The following is a 22,468-nucleotide window of genomic DNA, read 5'->3' as shown; positions in this document are numbered from 1 at the left end:
AGGCTGGCTCCATGGCATCGCAGACCGCCCTACCGCTCGCAGGGATTACCGTCGTGAGCATCGAACAAGCCGTCGCCGCGCCCTTCGCGACCCGGCAACTGGCCGACCTCGGTGCCCGGGTGATCAAGGTGGAACGTCCCGATGCCGGCGACTTCGCACGACGGTACGACGAGACCGTGCACGGCGAATCGAGCTACTTCGTCTGGCTCAACCGCTCCAAGGAGTCCCTGACACTGGACCTGAAATCCGACGAGGGCCGCGGCATCCTCGAAAAGCTGTTGTCCACAGCGGACGTCTTCGTGCAGAATCTGGCCCCCGGCGCCGCGGCCCGGATGAACCTCGACGCGCAGTCACTCCAGCAGCGGTACCCCACGCTGATTCCGTGCGACGTGTCCGGCTACGGCAACACCGGCCCCTGGTCGGGCCGCAAGGCCTACGACATGCTCGTTCAGGGCGAATCCGGCCTGATGTCGCTGACCGGCCCCGACGAGTGCCCGTCCAAGGCCGGAGTGTCGATCGCCGACATCGCGGCCGGCATGTACGCGTACAGCGGGATCCTGTCCGCGCTGTACACGCGCGCCACCACCGGCACGGCCCGCGCCGTCGAGGTCGCCTTGTTCGAGGCGCTCGGCGAATGGATGGGCTCACCCGCCTACTACACCGAATACGGGGGCCGGCAGCCGAGCCGCGTCGGAGCGGAACACGCGACGATCGCCCCGTACGGTCCGTTCCCCACCGCCGACGGCACGGTCCTGCTGTCGATCCAGAACGACCGCGAATGGTCCGCGTTCTGCGCGGAGGTGCTCGGCGACGCGTCGATCGCCACCGACCCGCGCTTCTGCCGCAACTCCTCGCGGGTGGAGCACCGCGAGGAGTGCAACGCAATGATCTCCGAGCGGACGCGTCTGCTCAGCACCGACGACGCCCTCGCGCTGCTCGACAAGGTGTCGATCGCCAACGGGCGGCTGGGCACCGTGTCGGACTTCCTGTCGCACCCGTCCCTGGCCGGCCGCGATCGTTGGCGGGAGGTGCAGACGCCGGGCGGCCCGGCGCGGGCGCTGTTGCCGCCGGCGAACCTCAGCGGTGTGGAACCGCGATTCGATCCGGTCCCGGCCCTGGGCGCGCACACCGATGCCATCCTGGGAGAACTCGGCTACACCGATGCCGCGATCTCCGAACTCCGCACGGCAGAGACGGTCTGAGGTCCGCAGTGCCCCATGCTGTGGCGTCCGACGGAACGCCGATCGCGTACCAGGAGTCCGGCGCCGGACCCGCGCTGCTGCTGCTCGCGGGTCAGGCCAACAACCATCACTGGTGGGACCGCGTTCGCACGGACTTCGACAGGAATTTTCACACCGTCACGATCGACTACCGCGGAACCGGATCCAGCGGAAAACCCGAGACCAAGTACAGCACAGAACTATTCGCCGAGGACGCGATGTGCGTGCTGGACGCGCTCGGCATCGAGACGGCGCACGTCTACGGCACCTCGATGGGAGGCCGGGTGGCGCAGTGGGTCGCGGTGCGCAACGCCCGGCGTGTCCGCGCCCTGATCCTCGGCTGCACCTCCCTGGGTGGAACCCATGCGGTGGAGCGAAGCCGCGAAGTGCGCGCGAACCTGGCACACCCCGATCCCGAACGGTCGCGCGGCGCCCTGCTGGAGTTGATGTATACCCGGGAGTGGCTCGGTCGAAATCCAGCCCCCTACAACACCCTCGGGGATGCAGGCATGCCCGCGCACGCCCGGCTCGCACACCTGCGGGCAAGCAACGGGCACGACGCGTGGGATGCGTTGCCGTCGATCAGCGCGCCGACCCTCGTTCTGCACGGGACCGATGACCTGCTCTCCCCGGTCGACAACGCGCCACTACTCGCCGAACGGATCCCGGACGCGCGCGTGCAATTGCTTCCCGGCGCACGGCACGCCTACTTCGAGGAAGAACGCGAAGTCGCGAGCACCGCGGCGATCAGCTTCCTCGCCGGGCACTGACATTCTTCCTTGTTATCGAAGTCGCCGTCAGATGTCGCGTGCTGATGGTGCGGGGCGGCGAGTAGCCCGGGAAGGTGGGTCGTCCGGTGGACGTCAAGCAGTTGACTGCACTCGTTGCGGTGGCCGACGCCGGGAGCGTGACCCGCGCAGCCGAACTCCTCCATCTCGTTCAGCCGGCGGTGACACGCCAAATCCACACGCTGGAGCAGGAACTGGGTGTTTCCGTCTCGAGCGCAGCTGTCCCGGAATGGAATTGACCGAGCCCGGCCGGCTCATGCTCGAACGCGCGCGGAGAGTGCTGGCCGAACTCGAGCGTGCCCGGGCCGAGATCCGCCCGAATCCGGAGTGCTGCGGGGAATCGTGACGGTCGGGCTGCTGGCATCCACGTCCGAACTGCTCGCCGAACAACTGGTCGCGGCGGTATTGCGGGAGCATCCCGCGGTCCGGTTGCGGATTGTGTCGGCCGGTCCCGGCTCGTCGTCGGCACCGGAGCTTCGGTTCTCGGTCCGATTGGTGGGAGAGGACTTTCTCCTCTACCCGCCCCGATGCCTGAATAGGCACACTGGGGATGACCGGGAGGGGTGCCGCCGCCGTGGCCGCTCCGCTCGGTCCACCGACGTGCGACTGAGAGTATTCACATGACCCGCCTGCAAGCTTCGTCCGTGAGCGCACCGCATCACTCGATTCCCACCCGCCGGGTACTGAGCACACCGGAGATCTTGCATCGGATTCAGGCGATGTTTGCCGATCGCGATGACCCCGGTTCCGCCGCCCCCGAAGAGAACCCGTCGTCCACCTGACATGCACTATTCCTGCCCGCCGCCGCGACCCGACACGCAGGTGTCGCCGGTGCACGCCACCGAATCCGACGAACGTCCCTCGACCACAGCCTCGCCCCAGAGCCACTCTCGCGGCCACGCCGACGATGAGCCGATCCGGTGGCCCGATCCCAGTCCGCTCGACTCGTGGTGGCGGCGGGTGATGTCCGACCGACACGGGCAGGCGCGCACGAGGTCAGAACGTACGCCTGAGGCTGATGGGCCGCGATGATGGCCAGCGCGCGTAGCCGATGGGCCTCAATGCCTTTTCGTTCGAGAGCGGGCCTCGCGCAACGCGGTGCGCAGTCCCGTTCGGCGTCCGGTGCCTCCGTCGGAAGGCGCGGTGAGGGGAGTGCGGAATTTCAGTTCGGACGCGGTCTCGGGAGCGTCGTCGGCGGTCGCGGACAGAAACCGGTCCGGGAACGCCAGCTTGTGGATGGTGCGCAGGGTCAGGAAGTATTGCTTGGCAAGCGAACCCGTGGTGTAGGGCAGATCGTATTTCTCACACAGTGCGCGGACTCTCGTCGCGATTTCCGCGTAGCGGTTGCTGGGAAGGTCGGGGAAGAGGTGATGCTCGATCTGGTAGCAGAGGTTGCCGCTCAGGAATGCCAGCACCGCACCGGCCCGGAAGTTGGCGGTGCCCAGCATCTGGCGTAGATACCACTCCGCCCGGGTCTCGTGTTCCAGTTCCGCGGGCGTGAACTTCTCTGCGCCGTCGGGAAAGTGTCCACAGAAGATCACGACGTACGCCCACAGGTTTCGCAGCAGGTTGGCCGAGAGGTTCGCCCTCAATGTCCGTCGCCACCGCCGCCCGCTGACGGCGGGGAAGAGCACGTAGTCCTTGCCGGCCTGGCGAACGATCTTGCCGAGCAGTGCCCGGGTGTGGGCGCTCTTCTCGGCGGCGGTGTCGACGCGGTCCCGTTCGGAATACAGGCCGTGCAGGGCGATGCCCCATTCGAATGTGGACGCCAACAACAGGTTCCGCAGCGGCTGCAGCAGATTGTCGGGCTTCCAGGGCTGGTCGCGGGTGATGCGGATGACGCCGAACCCGAGGTCGTCGTCCATCCCGACCACGTTGCTGAACACGTGGTGACGATAATTGTGCGAGTACTGCCACTGGGACGACACCCCTGCCATGTCCCACTCCCACGTGCTGGAGTGGATTTCCGGGTCGTTCATCCAGTCCCACTGCCCGTGAGACACGTTGTGCCCGATCTCCATGTTCTCCACGCTCTTGGCCACGGCCAGGGCCGTCGTCCCGAGGATCCACCCGATTCGTTCCCGGCTGCAGTGGATCACCAGGCGTGCAGCGGCGTCCAGCACACGCTGGAACGCGATCGTGCGACGGATGTACGTGGCGTCGCGCTCACCGAGCGAATCGGTGACGTCCCGCCGGATGGCGTCGAGTTCGGAGCGGAGCGACTCGACATCCTCTTCGGTGAGATGTGCGTATTCCTTGATGTCGGATATCGCCATTCTCAACTCCCGATTTCCCGACGTGCTCCGTGCCTCACCCTGAAGTGAACGCCGCATTTTGCAGACTGTCAACACTGTAGATCTACAGTTCAGGCCTACAGTGTTGGTGGAGGTGTCGTGATGGCCGATGAGCCCGAACGTCGTTCGACCCACTCCGACGGCGGCCCGATCACCCGGGAGCGGATACTCGAAGCAGCGCTCGCGATCGTCGACCGGGACGGAATCGACGGGCTGTCCATGCGTCGCCTCGGTAAGGCGCTCGGCCGCGACCCGATGGCGCTGTACCGCCACGCCCCGAACAAGGCCGCGTTGCTCGACGGTCTCGCCGAGCGGGTACTCGACGAACTGGAGGTCGATACCGGGGACGGCGACTGGGCCACTCAACTACGGGAGGTCGCGCGGGGCTTCCGCCGACTGGCCCTCGCTCATCCGCAGGTGGTGCCGCTCCTGGTCACCCGGCCGCTGTCGACGCCGCTCGGGCTCAGGCCGCTCGGCACCCTGCGCCCCCTCGAGGACATCCTGACCCTGCTGACCGGGGCGGGTTTCACCGACGCCGACGCCCTGCACGTCTATCGGGCGTTGTTCGGTTTCCTCTATGGCCACATCCTCAACGAACTGCAGGAACTCGTCGAGCGGCCCGACGAATCCGACGACCTCCTGCGCCTCGGACTGCACCGTCTGCCGATCGGTGAATTCCCGCTCCTGCGAGGTCTGGCGCCGGTGCTGGCGTCCTACGACGGCGCCGCCGAACTCGAACGCGGGGTCGACATTCTTCTGGCGGGCCTGACCGCGACGCTGAAGCGCCGGGACGGCGCACCACCGGGATGAGCGAGTATCGGTGATCGGCTCAGCCGACGCCGACGGTCTGTCGCTCGGGCTCGATCACGGCGACGACGCGCTCTTCCTCTCGGGGGTACGGCGCACCCGTGTACTTCGTGGACAGCTCGTCGATGATCTCCCACGCGGCATCGCCGTCGAGCCATTCGACCACCCGCCCGCGGACGACGACGGGCTTGAACGGGTTGTCCACGGGCGCGATGGACAGCGCCGCCCGCGGGTCGCGGCGCAGGTTGCGTGCCTTGCGTGACCCGGGACCGGTGAGGAAGACGATTCGGTCGCCGTGCGCGCCGATCCAGAGGGGAACGGTATGGGGCGAGCCGTCGGGGAGGGTGGTGGCGAGGTGAGCGATCGAGGTGCCGTCGAGTATGCGGCGCACGTCGGGATCAAGCATGGATCTGCTCCTTCATCTGAGGTTGCCGGCGCGAGGCCGACGTCGTGGGGGCGCGCAGGTTGCGAGGCCGGCTTCCCCGGCTGCGGCCAGGACTCCGTTCCTTTCGGAGTTCCTTCAGGAGACTCCATGAGCGTAGCAGTGTGAGTTCCTTGAGGGAACTCCGATTGTTAGACTGGTTCCATGCAACGCACAGATTTCGGTGGGATGGCGTGCTCGATCGCGCGAACGCTCGACGTCATCGGGGAGCCCTGGTCGCCGCTGATCCTGCGTGACGTGTGGGCCGGATTCACCCGATTCGAGCAGATTCAGGCCGACCTGGGCATCTCGCGCAAGGTCCTGACCGAACGACTCAGCCACCTCGTGGAGCGCGGAGTGCTCGAGCGCCGGCCCTACGACCGACGGCCGCGGTACGAATACGTCCTGACGGAGAAGGGCATCCAACTCCTCGACGTTCTGATGGCAATGGCCACCTGGGGCGACAACTGGCTCGCGGGGGAGGCGGGCCCACCCGTCCTCTACCGCCACCACGCGTGCGGCGAGATCAGCACAGCCGACCTGCACTGCGCACACTGCGGCGAGTCGATGCACGCTGGCGACGTCGAACTACTTCAAGGGCCCGGCGCCGCCGTGTGAACGGTGCGGTCCTGTCGGATTGCGAGTGTATTCGTCCTAGTGATTATGTGCCGCAGAAAGTTTGGAATGTTTGGCTGAATGACGGCGGGGCGGGTGTGGTGTAGTCGGACCATTCGTCGCGGCGGTCGAACGGATGGGTGACGACCTCCAGTAGTTTCTCGAATGGGGCGAGTTCACCGTCGGTCGCGGCCCGCAACGCAGCGTCGAGTTGATGGTTGCGTGGGATGTAGAGCGGGTTGACGCGGTCCATCGCGTCCGCGGTCTCCGCGGCCCCGCGCCCGTGGTGGGTCAGGGCGCTGCGCCAGCGTTGCAACCACGGCTCGGTGTGCTCGCGCGGTGCGAGGCCGTCGAGTGGTGCCGAATTTCCGCGTAGTTCGTCCGCGAGGGCACGGAAACCACTGGTCCAGTCGACGCCGTGGTCTTTCATCATCGTCAGAAGGTCGTCGATCAGTAATGGCTCGAGGGGTGTGCCGGCCATACCGAGCTTGACTGCCATGCCGGCTGCGTAGTGGCCGTCGTAACGCTCGTCGAATGTGTCGAGGACTGCCGATGCCGCGGTGATCGCGTCATCGGGCGTCTGGTCGATCAACGTGAGCAGCGTTTCGGCGAAGCGCGCCAGATTCCATTTCAGGACGGCGGGTTGGTTACCGAACGCATAGCGGCCGCCGTGGTCGATCGAACTGAACACCGCTGCCGGGTCGTAGGTGTCGAGGAAGGCGCACGGACCGTAGTCGATGGTCTCCCCGGAGATGGTCGTGTTGTCGGTGTTGATCACCCCGTGCACGAAACCGGTGAGCATCCACCGTGCCACCAGTGACGCTTGCGCCTCGACGACGGCCTCGAGGAATGTCAGGTAGCGGTTGCCGTCACCGTTCGCCGGCAGTTCGATCAGCTTCGGGTAGTGGCGGGCGATCGCGTAGTCGGCGAGCGGTTGCAGCAGATCGCCTTGCCGCGCTGCGTATTCGAACGTGCCGACCCGTAGGTGGCTGGCCGCGACTCGGGCGAGCACGGCGCCGGGCTCGGTACCGTTTCGGTGAACGGGCCGGCCCGTCGCGATCACCGACAGTGCGCGGGTGGTGGGGATGCCGAGGGCGTACATGGCCTCGCTGACGAGGTATTCACGCAGCATGGGGCCGATGACCGCGAAGCCGTCGCCGCCCCGGGAGAACGGTGTTCGCCCCGAGCCCTTGAGGTGCAGATCCACGTGCTGACCGTCACCATTGGTCAGTTCGCCGAGCAGCAACGCCCGACCGTCTCCGAGGAGCGGCACATATCCGCCGAACTGATGGCCCGCATATGCCATCGCTACCGGTTTTGCCCCGGTCGGTGCCGCCGATCCGGACAGGACGCCGACCCCGTCCCCGCTTCGCAGTGCGTGGACGTCCAACCGCAGCGACGCCGCGAGCTGCTCATTGAGCACGAGCATGGTGGGGTCCGGCACAGGGGCGCCCTGCCACGGCACCGTCAGGGCGCCCAGCTCGTCGGCGAACGTGCTCGCGAGGCCGGGCACCGCGGTGTTCGTGCGCACGGTGGAATCGGGGATTGCAGCCATCAGCTCAGGGTAATCGCCGCATGACCGGCGGTTGCCTCGCCCAGGGCACAGCCGGTTGGCGCCGGACTCGAGCGAGCGCCGGGGAGCTCGATCCTGGCTTTGCCCGGTGCGGCCGTTCCGCTGGTGGACGAGATTCTCGACCTCGTCGAGACCGATACGTTCGCTGACGAATTTCTTCAGCGGCAGACGGCCCTGCTGATACAGGTCGACCAGCGTCGGGATGTTGCGTTCGGGCAGGCAGTCGCCGTACCACGACGACTTCAACGATCCACCGCGGGAGAAGAAATCGATCAGCGGCATCTCGAGGATCTTCATCTCCGGAGTGCGGACGCCGACCAGCATGACGGTGTCGGCGGCGGCCCACAGGAAGCCGGGTCCCTGCGGGGTGAGCAGGCCTTGTGGCTGCGTGTTGGGGTGCTCGATCAAACTCGGGACTACATCACGGGTGCCAGTCCCGCCGTGCGATGGCCAGCTCCGCGGACTCATCGAGCGCTCCCACGGCCCTCGGGTGCAAAGTGGGTGGATGGGTGACCGTGGTGATCACCTACGTGGCAGGTGGGGCGATGGGCCCGCGGGCGCAGTCCGGCCTCCGAATCGTCGGCGCGGCTGCCTGATCGACCCGAACAAGTCATTCATCTGATCAATGTGACATTAATCTGGGCAAATCCGGGCTGTGATGCTAGTCTCTACCTAATTCATCAGATATATGCCGGTTGGATCGCGTCGGGCGGCCCATCCGACAGCCGCGATCCAGCGCGACCGGCCTGCGACGAAGGAGTCATCAAATGAATCAGACCGGGCGAAAGGCGCCCTCCGCGCCGTCCGAATGGCGCGCGACCATGATCGGACCGGACGAGGACTACTCCGGGGCACCGATCCTGCGGCGCGAGGTCGGCCTGGAGCCCGGCCACGGTGACGTGGCGGACGCGGTGTTGTACGCGACTGCGCGCGGCGTGTTCACTGCGTCGATCGATGGCACTCCCGTGTCGGACGATGTCCTGAGCCCGGGCTGGACCAGCTACGAGTGGCGACTGCGGTACCGCAGCTACGACGTCACGGGCCTGCTGCGTTCGACGTCCGCCGACAGTTCGGGCCGCAGCCGAACCGTCGTCCTCGGCATCGAACTCGGTAACGGCTGGTACCGCAGCGGTGTCGGATGTTCTTGGGGGCAAGCCACTTACGGTCCGGAACTCGGTGCCTACGCACAGCTTGAAATCACCTTCGCCGACGGTCACCGCCAGATCGTGACCACCGACGAGAGCTGGCAGGCCGGCCCGTCGCCGGTCACGGCCAACAACCTCTACGGCGGGCAGGCGATCGACGCACGACTTCGAGACAGTTCCTGGCAACGTGCGGGTTTCACCTCGGACGGTTGGGGCGGCGTGCACGCCCAGGAATTCGACACCGCGACACTCACCCCTTACGTGGGCCCGGTGGTGCGGCGCCAGGAAGAGCTGCACCCCGTGAGGGTGTGGACGTCACCGTCCGGCCGCACCCTCGTGGACTTCGGCCAGAATCTAGTGGGCTGGGTGCGCTGCCGCGTGCGCGGCGACGCCGGCTCCACGGTGACGCTGCGGCACGCGGAAGTTCTCGAGAACGGGGAACTGGGTACGCGGCCGCTCCGTAAGGCCGAAGCGACGGACCGGTTCGTGCTCAGCGGCGGCGGCGACGAGTTCGAGCCGACCCTGACGTTTCACGGGTTCCGGTATGTCGAGGTCGACGGGTGGCCGGCGGGACAGTTGTTGGATGAGTCGCTGATCGCGGTCGCGGTGCACTCCGACCTACGCCGCATCGGCCGCTTCACCTGTTCCGACGATCTGCTCAACCAGTTGCACCGCAACGTCGTGTGGGGTGCGCGAGGGAACTTCCTCGACCTGCCGACCGATTGTCCGCAACGCGACGAGCGGCTCGGCTGGACCGGCGACATCTCCGTGTTCACCCCCACCGGGGCGTTCCTCTTCGATGTGAAGAATTTCCTGCGCGACTGGTTCCGCGATCTCGACGCCGAGCAGCGCGCGGCCGACGGACAGGTCGCCTATGTCGTGCCCGACGTCCTCAAGTACGTCGGTCCGCCGGAAGGCACGCCGACACCCGTCACGACCGCGATCTGGAGCGACGCGGCCGCCTGGGTTCCCTGGGCGCTCTGGCAGGCCTACGGCGACGACACCGTGCTGCGAGAGTCCTATGGCGCCATGACCGCCCACCTCCGCCGGGTCGAGACCATGCTCTCCGACACCGGACTGTGGGACACGGGTCATCAATTCGGTGACTGGCTGGACCCGACCGCACCGCCCAACGAGCCCGGCCGCTCAAAGGTCGACAAGGGAGTGGTCGCGACGGCCTGCCTGTATCGGACCGCCCGGATCGTCACCGATGTCGCGACACTGCTCGGGCACCTCACGGATGCCGAAGAATTCGCGGCACTCGCCGAGCGCACCCGGGAGGCGTTCAACCGGAATTACGTCACCGCCGACGGTCGCATCCACAGCGACGCCGCCACCGGGTACGCGCTGGCGATCTGCTTCGACCTGCTCGACGACACAGGTCGTCAGCGCGCCGGCGATCGCCTCGCCGAACTGGTTGCCGAGGACGACTACCGGATTTCCACCGGATTCGCCGGAACCCCGCACCTGTGTGAGGCGCTCGCCGCGACGGGGCACCTGGACGACGCCTACCGCATGCTTCTCCAGCGGCAGTGCCCGTCCTGGCTGTACCCGGTGACGATGGGTGCCACCACGATCTGGGAACGGTGGGACTCGATGCTGCCCGATGGCAGCATCAACCCCGGTTCGATGACCAGCTTCAACCACTACGCACTCGGTGCGGTGGCCGACTGGATGCACCGCGTGATCGGCGGGATCGCCCCCGTAGAACCGGGCTACTCCGCGGTGCGGATCGCGCCCCGTCCCGGTGGCGGTCTCACCTGGGCGGAGACCTCCCTCGACACCCCGCACGGACACCTTTCGGTGGCATGGCGACTTATCCCGACCGGGGATCTCGACGTCGATGTCACCGTGCCGGACGGCGTCACCGCCGAAATCGACCTTCCAGGGCGTGAGCCGCAACGTGTTGCCGGCGGGCGCCACCACTTCGGCGTCGAATCCGGGACTCTCGACCGAGAGCCTCAGGGATTCCACCCTATTCAGACAACGATCCCGGCGTAGCCCGCGAGGGCCCGGGTACACGACAAGCCGTTCGACGAGGAGTTTCACCCATGATCAATCGAACCACACCACGGAGTATCGACCGACGGCTCTGGGGCCTCGCGGTCGTGGCGGGCATGGCGTCGTATCTCGACGCAGGCGTCATCGTCACCGTCGGCCTCAGTCTGGCGACGTGGAAGGAGAGCTTCGGGATCGACCCCCTCACTCTGGGAGTGATCAGCGGCGCCCTCACCTTCAGCATCGCCATCGGCGCGTTGTTCGGCGGCCGGATCGCAGACCTGCTCGGCCGGCGCCGAGTGTTCAACATCGACATCTTCCTGTACGTCATCGGCATCGTGCTGATCGCGTTCGCCCAGGGGCCGGTCATGATCGTGACCGGTGTGGTGATTGCCGGCCTCGCAGCGGGCGCGGACCTCCCCACCTCGGTCGCGGTGGTGTCCGAGCTCGCCCCCGAGCAGGCCCGCGGACGGCTCGTCGCCTTCACCCAGGTGATGTGGAGCGCCGGTGCCGTCGTCGTCACCGCCCTCGGATTCGCGGTCTCCGACCGAGGCCTGTTCGGCATCCGGATGCTCTTTGTGCACCTCGCCGTCCTCGGCGCCATCACCTGGACGATCCGGGTGTTCAGTTCGAACCTCCGCGAACTCGAAGCGCGCGCGGTGCAAAACACCGACAGTTCCGACCCGACCGTCGACTCCGACCACGCGTTCCCCCTGCGGTCCCTCTTCTCGAACCGGCGCTTCCTCTGCACGATCGCCCTGACCGGCGGGTTCTATCTGGCATGGAATCTGATGGCGAACACCATAGGCCAGTTCAAGGCCTACCTGTTGGTCACGGTCAGTGACACATCCCAGGCGGTGGCCACGGGCTTGTCGTTCGGGGCATCGATCCTGGCGATGCTCAGCGGCATCGTCTTCGTGCGGATCGCGGACACGAGATTCCGGCGTCCCATGTTCTACGTCGGCGCCTGCCTGCAGATAGTCGCGATGGCCATCGGCGCCGTCACCGGTGGCGCCGTCCTGGCCGCGATGATCGCCCTGCTCGCGATCTACATGCTGTTCAACCCCTTCGCAGGCGAGGCCCTCTACAAGGTCACGACCCAGGAAGGCTTTCCGGTCAACGCCCGCGCCACCGTCCAGGGGCTGACGTACTCGGTCTCGCGTTTCGCGTGCGCTGGATTCGCTGTGGTCACGCCAACGATCGCGAACTCCAACCCCGCGGCGCTGCTGTGGATCCTGGTTGGATTCGCGACCGTCGCGGCCATCATCGGGTCGCAGATGATCCGCCGACCCGCGTACCGGCCCGAGGCCGAGTCGACCAACGGCCGCGATGCCGTGACGTCCGCCTCGTAGACGCTCTTTGTGGTCCCGGTGGAGACGACGCACAGACATTGTGTAGGTCGTCCCCACCGGGATTTCTGCGTTCCGTGCTGATGCGTTCTTGCCCGAGAAGCGCACAGTCATCGGAGTGCGCGATCCGCTCGCTGCTCGTAAACGGCCGATTGCGGCGGCGTCCGACCGAACGAGGGCGCTAGCGCACACCCGAGATTCAGTATCGTATATGTCAGCAGCAGAGCGTATTTCCGATGAATCCCGACCGAAAATAGGCGCGAGTTTCTTCTGCCTGCCTCTGGTGTTCCCGCAGTCGCGGTGAGCGATCGAGCTAGAATCATCAGATGACAGTCACTCAGCATGTGCCCGCGCAACCCGCTAGTCGGTCGCAGTCGGAAGTCGTGATCGACGGGATCAAGAACATGATCACCAGCGGCGCTCTCTCGGCGGGATCGCGTCTTCCGGTCGAGAAGGATCTGGCCGAGGAATTGCGGGTCTCCAGGGGGTCGCTGCGCGAGGGGGTGCGGGCGCTTGTCCTGATGGGTGTGCTGGAAACACGGCAGGGCGACGGCACCTATGTCACCGCACTGGATCCGGCCACGCTGCTAGGGCCGTTGGCTGTCCTGGTGGATCTACAACGGCCCGGCAACGTCATCGACCTGATGAGTGTGCGCCGGGTGCTCGAAGTGGAGGCGGCGGGCCGTGCGGCCCTGCGCATCAGCGACGCCGAGTTGAGTGCAGCCGCTGACATCCTGTCAGGAATGGAGACGATGATCGCGCAGGAGGATGTCGATCATCAAGCCGTGATGGAAGCGGACGTCACGTTCCACCGAATCATCTCGCGGGCATCGGGAAACCCCACGCTGTGTGCGCTCATCGAGGGTCTGGCCAGCCGCACGGTGCGGGCCCGCACGTGGCGGGCGCTGCACGAGGAGGGCGTCGAATCGCGGACGCACGCGGAGCATCAGGCAATCCTGTCGGCGCTCACGGCACGAGACCCGGATGCCGCCCGGCTGCGGATGGGGGTGCATCTGCTCGGAGTCGAGGAGTATCTGGCAACTCAGCTGGACACGGATGCGGAGTGCGCGACGGCCTGAGGCCGGCCCGCCGGTAACTGCTGTTCGGGAACGCGAACTCGTCGATGGTGCTGCGGTAGATCTGTGGGGACGGCATACGACCGTGCGGGGCCCGCACTTGGCGGGCCCCGCACGAGGAGAACGTCGACTCACGGACGCACGCTGAGCATGCGTTCGCTCGGAGTCGAGCAGTATCTGGCAACTCAGCTGGACACGGATGCGGAGTGCGCGACGGCGTGAGACCGGCCCGACCAGTAACTGCCGTTCGGGAACGCGAACTCGTCGATGGTGCTGCTGTAGATTTCCGCGCTGTATCCCGCTGCCGTGGGAAGGACATACGCACCGTTGCGGACGACGCAGGGTTCGACGAAATGCTCATGCAGGTGGTCGACGTACTCCGTGACCCGTCCGTCCAGTGAGCCCGACACCGCGACATAGTCGAAGATCGAAAGGTGTTGCACCAGTTCGCACAGACCGACCCCGCCCGCGTGGGGGCATACCGGGACGCCGAACTTCTTCGCCATCAAATAGACCGCGAGGATCTCGTTGACGCTGGCGAGCCGGGCCGAGTCCAGCTGGCAGAAGTCGATAGCCTCCGCCTGGAACATCTGCTTGAACAGCACGCGATTCATGCCGTGCTCACCGGTGGCCACCCCGATCGGCGCCACGGCCTTCCGTACTGCGGCGTGCCCGAGGATGTCGTCGGGACTGGTCGGTTCCTCGATCCACAGAGGCTGGAACTGTGCCAATGCCCGCACCCACTCGATGGCCTCGGGCACGTCCCACACCTGGTTGGCGTCGATCATCAGATTCGCGTCGTATCCGATCACGTCCCGCGCGATGCTCAATCGTCGGATGTCGTCCGCGCGGTTCGCTCCGACCTTCAGCTTGATGTGCTTGTACCCCGCATCGACCGCCTCCTGGCACAGCCGACGCAGTTTGTCGTCCGAGTACCCGAGCCAGCCGGCACTCGTCGTGTAGCAGGGGTACCCGGTATCGGTGAGCGTGGCGATGCGATTCGCGCGGGTCGCCTCGAGCTCGGACAGCAGGGCGACGGCCTCGTCACGGGTCAGCACGTCGGACAGATAGGTCAGATCTGCAACCTCGACCAACTCTTCGGGCGACATATCGACCAGCAGCCGCCACAACGGCTTGCCCGCCGCCCGCGCGGCCAGGTCCCACACCGCGTTCATGACGGCGGCCATCGCCAGGTGCTCGACACCCTTTTCCGGTCCCAGCCACCGCATCTGCGAGTCCGACTTCAGGTAGCGGTATATCCCGCCCAGGTCGCCGATGACCTCACGCAGGTCCATTCCGATCAACGGCTCACCACGCCGCAGTGCCGCGAGTGTGCACACGTCGTTGCCGCGACCGATCGTGAAGGTGAATCCGAAGCCCGACAGGTGAGGATCATCGGTCGTGATGACCACATACGCGGCCGAGTAGTCGCCGTCTTTGTTCATCGCGTCCGATCCATCGAGGCTCAGGGACGTTGGAAAACGTAGGTCGATGGCGTCGACGCCAATGATCGTGGTCATGTCACTCCCGAATCGGGTAGGGGAAAGGTCCGCTCGCGCGGTACAAGTCCGCCGAGTGATACCGAGGTATTTGTCAGTGTATAGATCAGATGAATTGTGAGCAACGGCTCGACAGGGTGTGTGACGATCGGATATAAATGCACTTCGACGCCAATCTTCGTCGCGATCCTTCATCTTGACATCAGATGTATCGCGCGAGAATCATGAGGAACCCCAAGCGAAAGGAGGCCCCGTGCTGACGGTCAGCTATGTGGGTGCCCACAAGATCGAGATACGAGAGCAGGATCCTGAACCGGTGCACGCCGGTCAGGTACAGGTCGAGGTCGCGTACGCCGGCATCTGCGGAACGGATCTGCACATCCTGCACGGGCACATGGACGCCCGCGTCACGATGCCGGCCGTCGTCGGCCACGAGATGAGCGGCGTGGTAGCCGCAGTCGGGGAGGGGGTCGACCGGTGGAGCGTGGGTGACCGCGTCACGGTCATGCCGCTGGACTGGGACGGAACCTGCCCGGCGTGCATCGCCGGCCACCACCACCTCTGCCACAATCTGAACTTCGTCGGCATCGACTCTCCCGGAGCGCTGCAACGATTCTGGAATGTCGACGCCGACGTACTGGTGACGCTGCCGGACAGTCTGCGACTCGACCACGCCGCGCTGGTGGAACCGGTCGCCGTCGCCGTCCACGACGTCCGCCGCGCCGAGGTGTCACCGGGCGACCGTGTCGTGGTGATCGGAGGCGGGCCGATCGGCGTCCTGATCGCCACCGTCGCCCGACACAGCGGAGCCGACATCGTCGTCATCGAAGTGGATCCCCGGCGTCGCGCAGCTGTCGCGGAACTGGGGTTCGACGTTCTCGACCCGACAACCACCGATCAAGCCGCCTGGGTGAACGAGTGGACCGGACACACGGGCGCGGACGTCGCCTTCGAGGTGTCCGGCGCGGCCGCCGCCGTTCTAGGATCGACGGAACTGGTGAAAGTACGCGGAACCATCGTCGTCGTCGCCATCCACCCCCAGCCACGCCCGGTCGACCTGCAGCGGGTGTTCTGGCGCGAGCTCCGAATCCTGGGGGCGCGGGTGTACGAACGCAGCGACTTCGAACGTGCCATCGAGCTTCTCGACGCCGGGATCGTTCCGGCCGACGCACTGATCAGCAGCATCCAGCCCATCACCCGCACCGCCGCGGCGTTCTCCGAACTCGAGAGCGGACGTGCCATGAAGGTTCTGATCGACGTCGCCTCCGGAGGTCGGAAATGACGAATCCGATGTTCGATTTGACCGGGAGAACCGCGGTCGTGACCGGAGCGAAGCGCGGCATCGGACTTGCGATCGCCGAGGCGCTGGCCGCAGCCGGCGCCGACATCATCGGTGTCAGCGCGACCCTCGAGCCCGTCGGAAGTCTTGTGCAGCAACGGGTCGAAGCGGTCGGCGGAAAGTTCACCGCCCACCAGGTCGACTTCGCAGACCGTGATGCCGTACTCGACCTGGCCGCCGAATTGGCGACCGAAACCATCGACATTCTGGTGAACAACGCCGGAACCATCGAACGGACACCGGCCGCCGAACACCCCCTGGACATGTGGGATCGGGTCCTTACCGTCAACCTCGACAGCCAGTTCGTGCTCAGCCAGGCCGTCGGACGGTCAATGCTCGCACGCGGCTCTGGCAAGATTATCTTCACCGCGTCACTGCTGAGCTTCCAGGGCGGGATCAACGTCCCCGGCTACACGGCCTCGAAGTCCGCGATCGCCGGGCTGACCAAGGCACTGGCCAACGAATGGGCAAGCCAGGGTGTCAACGTCAATGCCATCGCACCCGGCTACATAGCCACGGACAACACCCGGGCACTGCAGGACGATCCCGAGCGAAGCAGCGCGATCCTCGACCGTATCCCTGCGGGCAGATGGGGGAAGGCCACCGACCTGGCCGGTGTTGCGGTGTTCCTCTCAAGTCCGGCCTCCGACTACGTTTCCGGCATCACACTGCCCGTCGACGGAGGCTGGCTCGGCCGCTAGAACGATGACCCCCGCCGATTCCCGGAAGGCACATCGTCGCCGATAGATCYGTCGACAGAATGAGGAGTGCACCATGACGATCTCGCTTGAACCCACCTCCCCGACGCCAAGCGGAGGAGGGGGATTGATCACGTTCGGCGAGACGATGGGCTTGCTCACCGCCCTGGACGTCGGGCCGCTGGAAATGTCGCGCCAGTTCCGGTACGGCATCGGCGGCGCCGAGTCCAACGTCGCGATCGGCGTCGCCCGCCTCGGTGGTTCAGCCACCTGGTTCGGCCGCGTCGGTACCGACGCTACCGGTGACATGATCGAACGACGCCTCCGCGCAGAACAAGTCACGACGCTCGCAGTCCGCGACGAAAGCAGCCCCACCGGCGTGATGATCAAGCACCACCGCTTCGCCCACGCCGGGCACCTGGACTACCACCGCCACCACAGCGCCGCCTCGCGGATCAGCCCTGACGACGTCCCCGACGACGCGATCCGACAGTCGGCGATCCTGCACGTCACAGGTATTACTCCCGCCCTGAGCGCCACCGCCGCCGACACCGTGCTCGCCGCGATAAACATCGCACGCACCGCCGGGGTTCTCATCTCCGTCGACATCAACTACCGCCGCAAACTCTGGGATCCCGAGGCCGCCGCCCCCACCCTGCGTAATCTCGCCTCCCGAGCCGACATCCTCTTCGCCGGACCGGACGAAGCCCAACTGGTTCTCGGAATCGGAGCCGGCGCAACCGCCGTCGAACTCGCCACCGCGCTGACTGCGCTCGGGCCGAAGGAAGCGATCATCAAGAACGGCGCCCACGGCGCCACCGCAGTAATCGACGGACAGCGCCACCGACGCGATGCATACGCCGTGCACGCCATCGACACCGTCGGTGCCGGCGACGCATTCGTCGCCGGCTACCTCACCGAACGCCTGAACAACTCCTCTCCCGAGGGCCGTCTGGAAACGGCTGTCCGCGTCGGCGCACTCGCGGTGGCGGTGCCGGGTGACTGTGAGGGACTTCCTCGTCTGAGCGACCTCTCAGTACCGTTCATCTCCGACGACGTTCTTCGCTGAAGAATCATGACACTCACACCCACACTTGTATTTCCGTACAGTTGAGCGCTCCGTAGGGAAGGCCGACTGCGAACCTGGTCTCACCGGTACCAGTCTCGCGAGAGCAGCCGCATTTTTCAGCGGATCACCCCGTACCGAGTCCCTTACGTAGAGACGTTCCCGTCAAGCTGAAAATGGCTTTGAATCGTCGATTCAAGGCCATTCTTGGCGTCACTGTCGGTGATACCGCTTCACACAGTCCTCGTGCCCACTAGTTCCGGCGGCCTACTTGATGCCGGACGTCGCAAATGCACTTCTCAGGGCTTTTCATGTCCCACGAGGAAGGTGATGAACACGGACAGCAAGGACACGACCGGCATCGTGAACATGGATCCCCCGGGACGTCGAGTACTGCGATTCCTGCGGCGACGGTGCGACGGCGGGGCGAGCAAGAAGGTCATCATTTGTCCCAGGCGCACCGTCGCTGGAATCGCCCTAATCGTCCGGTTTCGTGTGACGCGGGTAGACCGAAGACAACTCTCGAACGAGATCGGATGCACAGCCCGTGGTCTCGGCCGCTTTCCACAATCTCTCGAGAAAATCGTGCTCAACAATCCCGAATCGTTCAAAGATCAGCTCGGCGGGTACGCCACCGTACGGAATCCAGATACGAGCCAGTGCGATGATGTCGGACGATTCGCGGGCGCGGGCCTGTCGGTCGATGCTGGGTCTTATCCGTCGTCGTCGAATGTCTCGCCGACGTTCGGTTGCGTACCGGCGCACTTGTCGATTGAGTTCCGCCTTGCTTCGTGTCGGCCCGCCACCTGCGACGGGTGGCAGCGGGGCGCCGATATTCCATTCGGTCATTGTCAACTCCGCTATCTAAGAGGTGGATGGTGTAATCAACCTGTCGCCGAGGCGATGGCTTTTGCTCGGGTCGTGTCGTGTCGCGGCACGCTCCCCGACTCCGTCGGAGATGCTCGGGCTCGCGAGGGGCACGAACGCAATCGTGATGCCGGTGTCGCGCACCCGCATGCCGTCGACGTGCGAGCTACGCCGCTCATTCGACCAAATTGCGAAGCGGCCAACGACAGCCGGTTGCCGATGTTCCGGTGGTGACAGTCGGTCGGCGGAATGGCTTGTATCGCCGAGTTCGCTGGGTCTGCGCCAACATACTGCGGATGTCTTCGAGGGTGTCCGGTGCAGCCCCGTGGGCGCGGGCCTGGACCAGGACGTTCCCGAGTGCGGTCGCTTCAATGGGGCCGGCGATGACGGGCAGTCCGGTTCGGTCGGCCGTCAGCTGGCACAGCAGCGCGTTCTGGGAACCGCCTCCGACGATATGGATCACCTCCACCTCCGCCCCGGTCAGTGCGACCGCCTCGCGGACGGTGTCGCGGTACGCGGTGGCCAGTGAGTCGAGGATGCAGCGGACCACCTTGGCCGGGCTCGTCGACGACGGCAGTCCCGCGGCCGTGCAGATCCGGGTGGGCATGTCGCCGGGGCGGATGAACTCGGCGTCGTCGACATCGACTTCCGGTCCGCCGGCGGGGATTGTCGCGGCCTCGGCAAGCAAGGCGTTCAGCTCCGGGTTGCGTCCCTCGTCGGTCCAGGTGCGCAGGGATTCCTGGAGCAGCCACAGGCCCCCGACATTGCGGAGGAAGCGGGTGCGCCGGTCGACGCCGCCCTCGTTGGTGAAATTGGCGCGGCGGGCGTCCTCGGTCAGCACCGGGGCGGCGAGTTCGACACCGGCGAGCGACCAGGTGCCGCTGGAGATGTAGGCGAATCGGGTGTCCGTGGCCGGGACTGCGGCCACCGCCGATGCGGTGTCGTGGGAGCCGACCGTTGTCACCGCCGTCGACTGCGAAAGCCCGGTGCAGTCCGCCAGCTCTGCCCGCAGTATCCCGCGCTGTTTGCCCGGCTGCTGCAGCGGCGGCAGTAGCGACCGCGGGATGTCGAGACGGGTGAGCAGTTCCCGCGACCAGGTTCCGGTGCGCACGTCGAGCAGACCGGTCGTGGAGGCGTTCGTCGTCTCGGTCCGCAGCTCGCCGGTGAGCCAGTACGCCAGCAGATCCGGCAGCAGCACGATGTGCGCGGCCCGGTCCCACAGCTGCGACTTCTGCTCGGCGACGAGTTGGTACATGGTGTTGAACGGCAGGTATTGCAGGCCGTTGATCCCATACAGGGCCTGCGGGTCGATGCGGTCGTGGACGGCGTCGATCACCGCATCGGTGCGGTCGTCCCGGTAGGAGATCGGTTCGGCGAGCAGGTTCCCGTCGCCGTCGAGCAGTCCGTAGTCCACCGCCCAGGTGTCGATGCCGATCGATTCGACCTCCGGGAACCCGACCGCGAGGGCCCGCAGACCGGTAAGCACCTCCCGGTAGAGGCCGGTGATGTTCCAGCGCAGATGCCCGTCCCGTTCGCGGACTCCGTTGGTGAAGCGGTGCACGGTGTGCAGGGTGGTGCGGCCGCCGTCGACCACCCCGGCGATCACCCGGCCACTGGAGGCGCCGATGTCGACGGCACCGAAAACTCTGGCAGGCATGGGGTTTACCGGAGGAAGGCGGCGGCGACGCCGGCGTCGACGGGGATGTGCAGACCGGTGGTGTGACTGAATTCGTCGGAGGTGATCAGCGCGGCGGCGTTGGCGACGTGATCGGGCAGCACCTCCCGCTTGAGCAGGGTGCGCTGGGCGTAGAACTCACCGAGCTTGTTCTCCTCGACCCCGTACACCGCGGCGCGCTGGGCGCCCCAGCCGCCGGCGAAGATGCCGGACCCGCGGACCACGCCGTCGGGGTTGATGCCGTTGACCTTGATGCCGTGGCCGCCGAGTTCTGCGGCGAGGAGCCGGACCTGGTGCGCCTGGTCGGCTTTCACCGCGCTGTAGGCGATGTTGTTGGGGCCGGCGAAGACCGAGTTCTTGGAGGAGATGTAGACGATGTCACCGCCGAGTTCCTGGTCGATCATGGCCTTCGCGGCGGCCTGGGCCATCAGGAAGCTGCCCTTGGCCATCACGTCGTGCTGCAGATCCCAGTCCTTCTCGGAGGTTTCCAGCAGCGGCTTGGAGATGGACAGGCCGGCGTTGTTGACGAGCAGGTCGATCCCGCCGAAGGCGAGCAGGGTCGCGTCGACGGCGGCACGAACCTGGGCGGCGTCGGTGACATCGGCCGCGACACCGACCGCGACGTCGGCGGTGCCGATCTCCTCGGCGGCGGCCCGGGCCTTGTCCGCATCGAGGTCGGCGATCACCACGCAGGCACCCTCGGCCGCCAGGCGGGTGGCGATGGCCTTGCCGATGCCGCCGGCGGCGCCGGTGACCAGCGCGATCCGGCCGGCATGGGAGCGGGGCTTGGGCATGCGCTGCAGTTTCGCCTCCTCGAGCGCCCAGTACTCGATGCGGAACTTCTCGCTCTCGTCGATCGGGGCGTAGGCGGAGACGGCTTCGGCACCACGCATCACGTTGATCGCGTTGGTGTAGAACTCGCCGGCCACGCGGGCGGTCTGCTTGTCCTTGCCGTAGGAGAACATGCCCACGCCGGGGACCAGGATGATCGCCGGGTCGGCGCCGCGGATCGTGGGAGAGTCCGCGCCGTGCCGGTCGTAGTAGGCCTGGTAATCGGCCCGGTACGCCTCGTGCAGCTCGGCCAGCCGGGCGACGGCGTCCTCGACGGACGCGGCGGCGGGCAGGTCCAGCACCAGCGGCTTGACCTTGGTGCGCAGGAAGTGGTCCGGGCAGGAGGTGCCGAGTTCGGCCAACGGGCCCAGCTTTTCGCTGGCGAGGAACTCGAGGACGACGTCGGAATCACTGAAGTGCCCGACCATCGCCTTGTCGCGGGAGGCCACCTTGCGCAGGTGCGGCGCCAGCGCGGCGGCCTTGGCGCGCCGCTCGTCTGCGGGCAGGGCGGTGAACCCGTCGACGACACCGCCGAACGGTGCGGCGGATCCGTGCTGATCGAGGTACGCCTGCGCGGTGTCGATGATCCACTTCGAGTTGGCTTCGGCCTCGTCGCTGGTGGTGCCCCAGGCGGTGATGCCGTGGCCGCCGAGGATAGTGCCGATGGCATCGGGGTGGGCGTCTTTGACCTCGGCGATGTCGAGTCCGAGCTGGAAGCCGGGCCGCCGCCACGGCACCCACACGACCTTGTCGCCGAAGATGGTCTTGGTGAGCTGTTCGCCGTCCTTGGCGGTGGCGATCGCGATGCCGGAATCGGGGTGCAGGTGATCGACATGGGCGGCGTCGACGAGACCGTGCATGGCGGTGTCGATCGAGGGGGCGGCACCGCCCTTGCCGTGCAGGCAGTAGTCGAACGCGGCGACCATCTCGTCCTCTCGCTCGACGCCCGAGTAGACGTCGACGAGGGCCCGCATCCGGTCCAGTCGCAGTGCGGCCAAACCCTTCTCGGTGAGGGTGCCGAGGTCACCGCCGGACCCCTTGACCCACAACAGCTCGACGCTCTCCCCGGTGACCGGGTCGATCTCGGAGCCCTTGGCGGAGGTGTTGCCGCCGGCGTAGTTGGTGTTCTTCGGATCGGACCCGAGGCGGTTCGATCGGGCCAGCAACTGCTCGACGGTGGTGTTGGTGTTGTCGCTCATGATGTTCT

Annotated in this window: 17 protein-coding genes; 11 read left to right on the top strand and 6 right to left on the bottom strand. The window is 66.3% G+C overall.

The genetic code is table 11. The features are described from left to right. The first annotated feature begins 11 nt into the window (after positions 1 to 11). The 3 genes from AC1DWT_RS00680 (at position 12) to AC1DWT_RS00670 (ending at position 2,247) form a co-directional block, all read left to right on the top strand. Positions 12 to 1,202 (top strand): CaiB/BaiF CoA transferase family protein, encoded by a 1,191-nt coding sequence (locus tag AC1DWT_RS00680; RefSeq protein WP_206013923.1) that lies wholly within the window; start codon positions 12 to 14, stop codon positions 1,200 to 1,202. A gap of 8 nt (positions 1,203 to 1,210) precedes the next feature. Continuing rightward, entirely contained in the window at positions 1,211 to 1,990 is a 780-nt protein-coding gene (locus tag AC1DWT_RS00675; protein WP_241031384.1) for an alpha/beta fold hydrolase, read from the top strand. Between the two features lie 86 nt (positions 1,991 to 2,076). Beyond that, positions 2,077 to 2,247 carry a LysR family transcriptional regulator gene (locus tag AC1DWT_RS00670; RefSeq protein WP_241031383.1) on the top strand — a complete coding sequence of 57 codons (171 nt, stop codon included), beginning with the start codon at positions 2,077 to 2,079 and terminating at the stop codon, positions 2,245 to 2,247. Between the two features lie 819 nt (positions 2,248 to 3,066). Here AC1DWT_RS00670 and AC1DWT_RS00665 read toward each other — a convergent pair. Next, complete coding sequence (locus AC1DWT_RS00665) at positions 3,067 to 4,284, bottom strand: fatty acid desaturase family protein (RefSeq protein WP_072946704.1); 1,218 nt, start codon at positions 4,282 to 4,284, stop codon at positions 3,067 to 3,069. A 120-nt stretch (positions 4,285 to 4,404) separates the two neighbouring features. Between AC1DWT_RS00665 and AC1DWT_RS00660 the strand changes: the two genes are divergently transcribed. Continuing rightward, entirely contained in the window at positions 4,405 to 5,112 is a 708-nt protein-coding gene (locus AC1DWT_RS00660; RefSeq protein WP_072946705.1) for a TetR/AcrR family transcriptional regulator C-terminal domain-containing protein, read from the top strand. Between the two features lie 19 nt (positions 5,113 to 5,131). Here AC1DWT_RS00660 and AC1DWT_RS00655 read toward each other — a convergent pair whose 3' ends face one another. Continuing rightward, positions 5,132 to 5,515 (bottom strand): PPOX class F420-dependent oxidoreductase, encoded by a 384-nt coding sequence (locus tag AC1DWT_RS00655; RefSeq protein WP_072946706.1) that lies wholly within the window; start codon positions 5,513 to 5,515, stop codon positions 5,132 to 5,134. Positions 5,516 to 5,695: 180 nt separating this feature from the next. Here AC1DWT_RS00655 and AC1DWT_RS00650 point away from each other — a divergent pair, with 180 nt between their 5' ends. Further along, positions 5,696 to 6,148 (top strand): winged helix-turn-helix transcriptional regulator, encoded by a 453-nt coding sequence (locus AC1DWT_RS00650; protein WP_072946707.1) that lies wholly within the window; start codon positions 5,696 to 5,698, stop codon positions 6,146 to 6,148. Between the two features lie 43 nt (positions 6,149 to 6,191). Here the strand turns inward: AC1DWT_RS00650 and AC1DWT_RS00645 are convergent, their stop codons facing one another. After that, a complete protein-coding gene (locus tag AC1DWT_RS00645) occupies positions 6,192 to 7,700 on the bottom strand; it encodes a protein adenylyltransferase SelO (RefSeq protein WP_206016074.1) in 1,509 nt (502 codons plus the stop codon). Between the two features lie 785 nt (positions 7,701 to 8,485). Here AC1DWT_RS00645 and AC1DWT_RS00640 point away from each other — a divergent pair. The 3 genes from AC1DWT_RS00640 to AC1DWT_RS00630 all read left to right on the top strand — a co-directional run bounded on the left by AC1DWT_RS00640 (position 8,486) and on the right by AC1DWT_RS00630 (position 13,289). Continuing rightward, entirely contained in the window at positions 8,486 to 10,864 is a 2,379-nt protein-coding gene (locus AC1DWT_RS00640; RefSeq protein ID WP_241031382.1) for an alpha-L-rhamnosidase, read from the top strand. A gap of 50 nt (positions 10,865 to 10,914) precedes the next feature. After that, entirely contained in the window at positions 10,915 to 12,213 is a 1,299-nt protein-coding gene (locus AC1DWT_RS00635) for an MFS transporter (RefSeq protein ID WP_477919397.1), read from the top strand. A gap of 323 nt (positions 12,214 to 12,536) precedes the next feature. Next, positions 12,537 to 13,289: a FadR/GntR family transcriptional regulator gene (locus AC1DWT_RS00630; RefSeq protein WP_206013921.1), complete on the top strand. Its 753-nt coding sequence runs from the start codon at positions 12,537 to 12,539 to the stop codon at positions 13,287 to 13,289. A gap of 182 nt (positions 13,290 to 13,471) precedes the next feature. Here AC1DWT_RS00630 and AC1DWT_RS00625 read toward each other — a convergent pair whose 3' ends face one another. Beyond that, positions 13,472 to 14,806 carry an L-fuconate dehydratase gene (locus tag AC1DWT_RS00625; protein ID WP_206013920.1) on the bottom strand — a complete coding sequence of 445 codons (1,335 nt, stop codon included), beginning with the start codon at positions 14,804 to 14,806 and terminating at the stop codon, positions 13,472 to 13,474. Between the two features lie 232 nt (positions 14,807 to 15,038). Between AC1DWT_RS00625 and AC1DWT_RS00620 the strand changes: the two genes are divergently transcribed. The 3 genes from AC1DWT_RS00620 to AC1DWT_RS00610 all read left to right on the top strand — a co-directional run bounded on the left by AC1DWT_RS00620 (position 15,039) and on the right by AC1DWT_RS00610 (position 17,891). Next, a complete protein-coding gene (locus AC1DWT_RS00620; protein ID WP_206013919.1) occupies positions 15,039 to 16,067 on the top strand; it encodes a zinc-dependent alcohol dehydrogenase in 1,029 nt (342 codons plus the stop codon). 8 nt (positions 16,068 to 16,075) lie between these two features. Further along, positions 16,076 to 16,825, top strand: a complete 750-nt coding sequence (locus AC1DWT_RS00615) for an SDR family oxidoreductase (RefSeq protein ID WP_477919396.1) — start codon at positions 16,076 to 16,078, stop codon at positions 16,823 to 16,825. Between the two features lie 73 nt (positions 16,826 to 16,898). Next, positions 16,899 to 17,891 carry a sugar kinase gene (locus AC1DWT_RS00610; protein ID WP_206013917.1) on the top strand — a complete coding sequence of 331 codons (993 nt, stop codon included), beginning with the start codon at positions 16,899 to 16,901 and terminating at the stop codon, positions 17,889 to 17,891. Positions 17,892 to 18,930: 1,039 nt separating this feature from the next. Here AC1DWT_RS00610 and AC1DWT_RS00605 read toward each other — a convergent pair. Together AC1DWT_RS00605 and AC1DWT_RS00600 are read right to left on the bottom strand one after the other, a co-directional pair. Then, a complete protein-coding gene (locus AC1DWT_RS00605; RefSeq protein WP_206013915.1) occupies positions 18,931 to 20,412 on the bottom strand; it encodes a rhamnulokinase in 1,482 nt (493 codons plus the stop codon). Positions 20,413 to 20,417: 5 nt separating this feature from the next. Beyond that, positions 20,418 to 22,460 (bottom strand): bifunctional aldolase/short-chain dehydrogenase, encoded by a 2,043-nt coding sequence (locus AC1DWT_RS00600; protein WP_206013914.1) that lies wholly within the window; start codon positions 22,458 to 22,460, stop codon positions 20,418 to 20,420. Positions 22,461 to 22,468 lie beyond the last annotated feature (8 nt).

The sequence above is a fragment of the Rhodococcus sp. P4_B6 genome, from assembly GCF_056402215.1.
The sequence above is the reverse complement of the archived record's forward strand: the minus strand, read 5'-3'. Positions and strand labels throughout refer to the sequence as shown.

Coding starts and splice junctions, on each gene's coding strand:
- AC1DWT_RS00680 (WP_206013923.1), top strand. CDS start 12: ATGGCATCGCAGACCGCCCTACCGCTCGCAGGGATTACCGTCGTGAGC.
- AC1DWT_RS00665 (WP_072946704.1), bottom strand. CDS start 4,284: ATGGCGATATCCGACATCAAGGAATACGCACATCTCACCGAAGAGGAT.
- AC1DWT_RS00660 (WP_072946705.1), top strand. CDS start 4,405: ATGGCCGATGAGCCCGAACGTCGTTCGACCCACTCCGACGGCGGCCCG.
- AC1DWT_RS00655 (WP_072946706.1), bottom strand. CDS start 5,515: ATGCTTGATCCCGACGTGCGCCGCATACTCGACGGCACCTCGATCGCT.
- AC1DWT_RS00650 (WP_072946707.1), top strand. CDS start 5,696: ATGCAACGCACAGATTTCGGTGGGATGGCGTGCTCGATCGCGCGAACG.
- AC1DWT_RS00645 (WP_206016074.1), bottom strand. CDS start 7,700: ATGGCTGCAATCCCCGATTCCACCGTGCGCACGAACACCGCGGTGCCC.
- AC1DWT_RS00640 (WP_241031382.1), top strand. CDS start 8,486: ATGAATCAGACCGGGCGAAAGGCGCCCTCCGCGCCGTCCGAATGGCGC.
- AC1DWT_RS00635 (WP_477919397.1), top strand. CDS start 10,915: ATGATCAATCGAACCACACCACGGAGTATCGACCGACGGCTCTGGGGC.
- AC1DWT_RS00630 (WP_206013921.1), top strand. CDS start 12,537: ATGACAGTCACTCAGCATGTGCCCGCGCAACCCGCTAGTCGGTCGCAG.
- AC1DWT_RS00625 (WP_206013920.1), bottom strand. CDS start 14,806: ATGACCACGATCATTGGCGTCGACGCCATCGACCTACGTTTTCCAACG.
- AC1DWT_RS00615 (WP_477919396.1), top strand. CDS start 16,076: ATGTTCGATTTGACCGGGAGAACCGCGGTCGTGACCGGAGCGAAGCGC.
- AC1DWT_RS00610 (WP_206013917.1), top strand. CDS start 16,899: ATGACGATCTCGCTTGAACCCACCTCCCCGACGCCAAGCGGAGGAGGG.
- AC1DWT_RS00605 (WP_206013915.1), bottom strand. CDS start 20,412: ATGCCTGCCAGAGTTTTCGGTGCCGTCGACATCGGCGCCTCCAGTGGC.
- AC1DWT_RS00600 (WP_206013914.1), bottom strand. CDS start 22,460: ATGAGCGACAACACCAACACCACCGTCGAGCAGTTGCTGGCCCGATCG.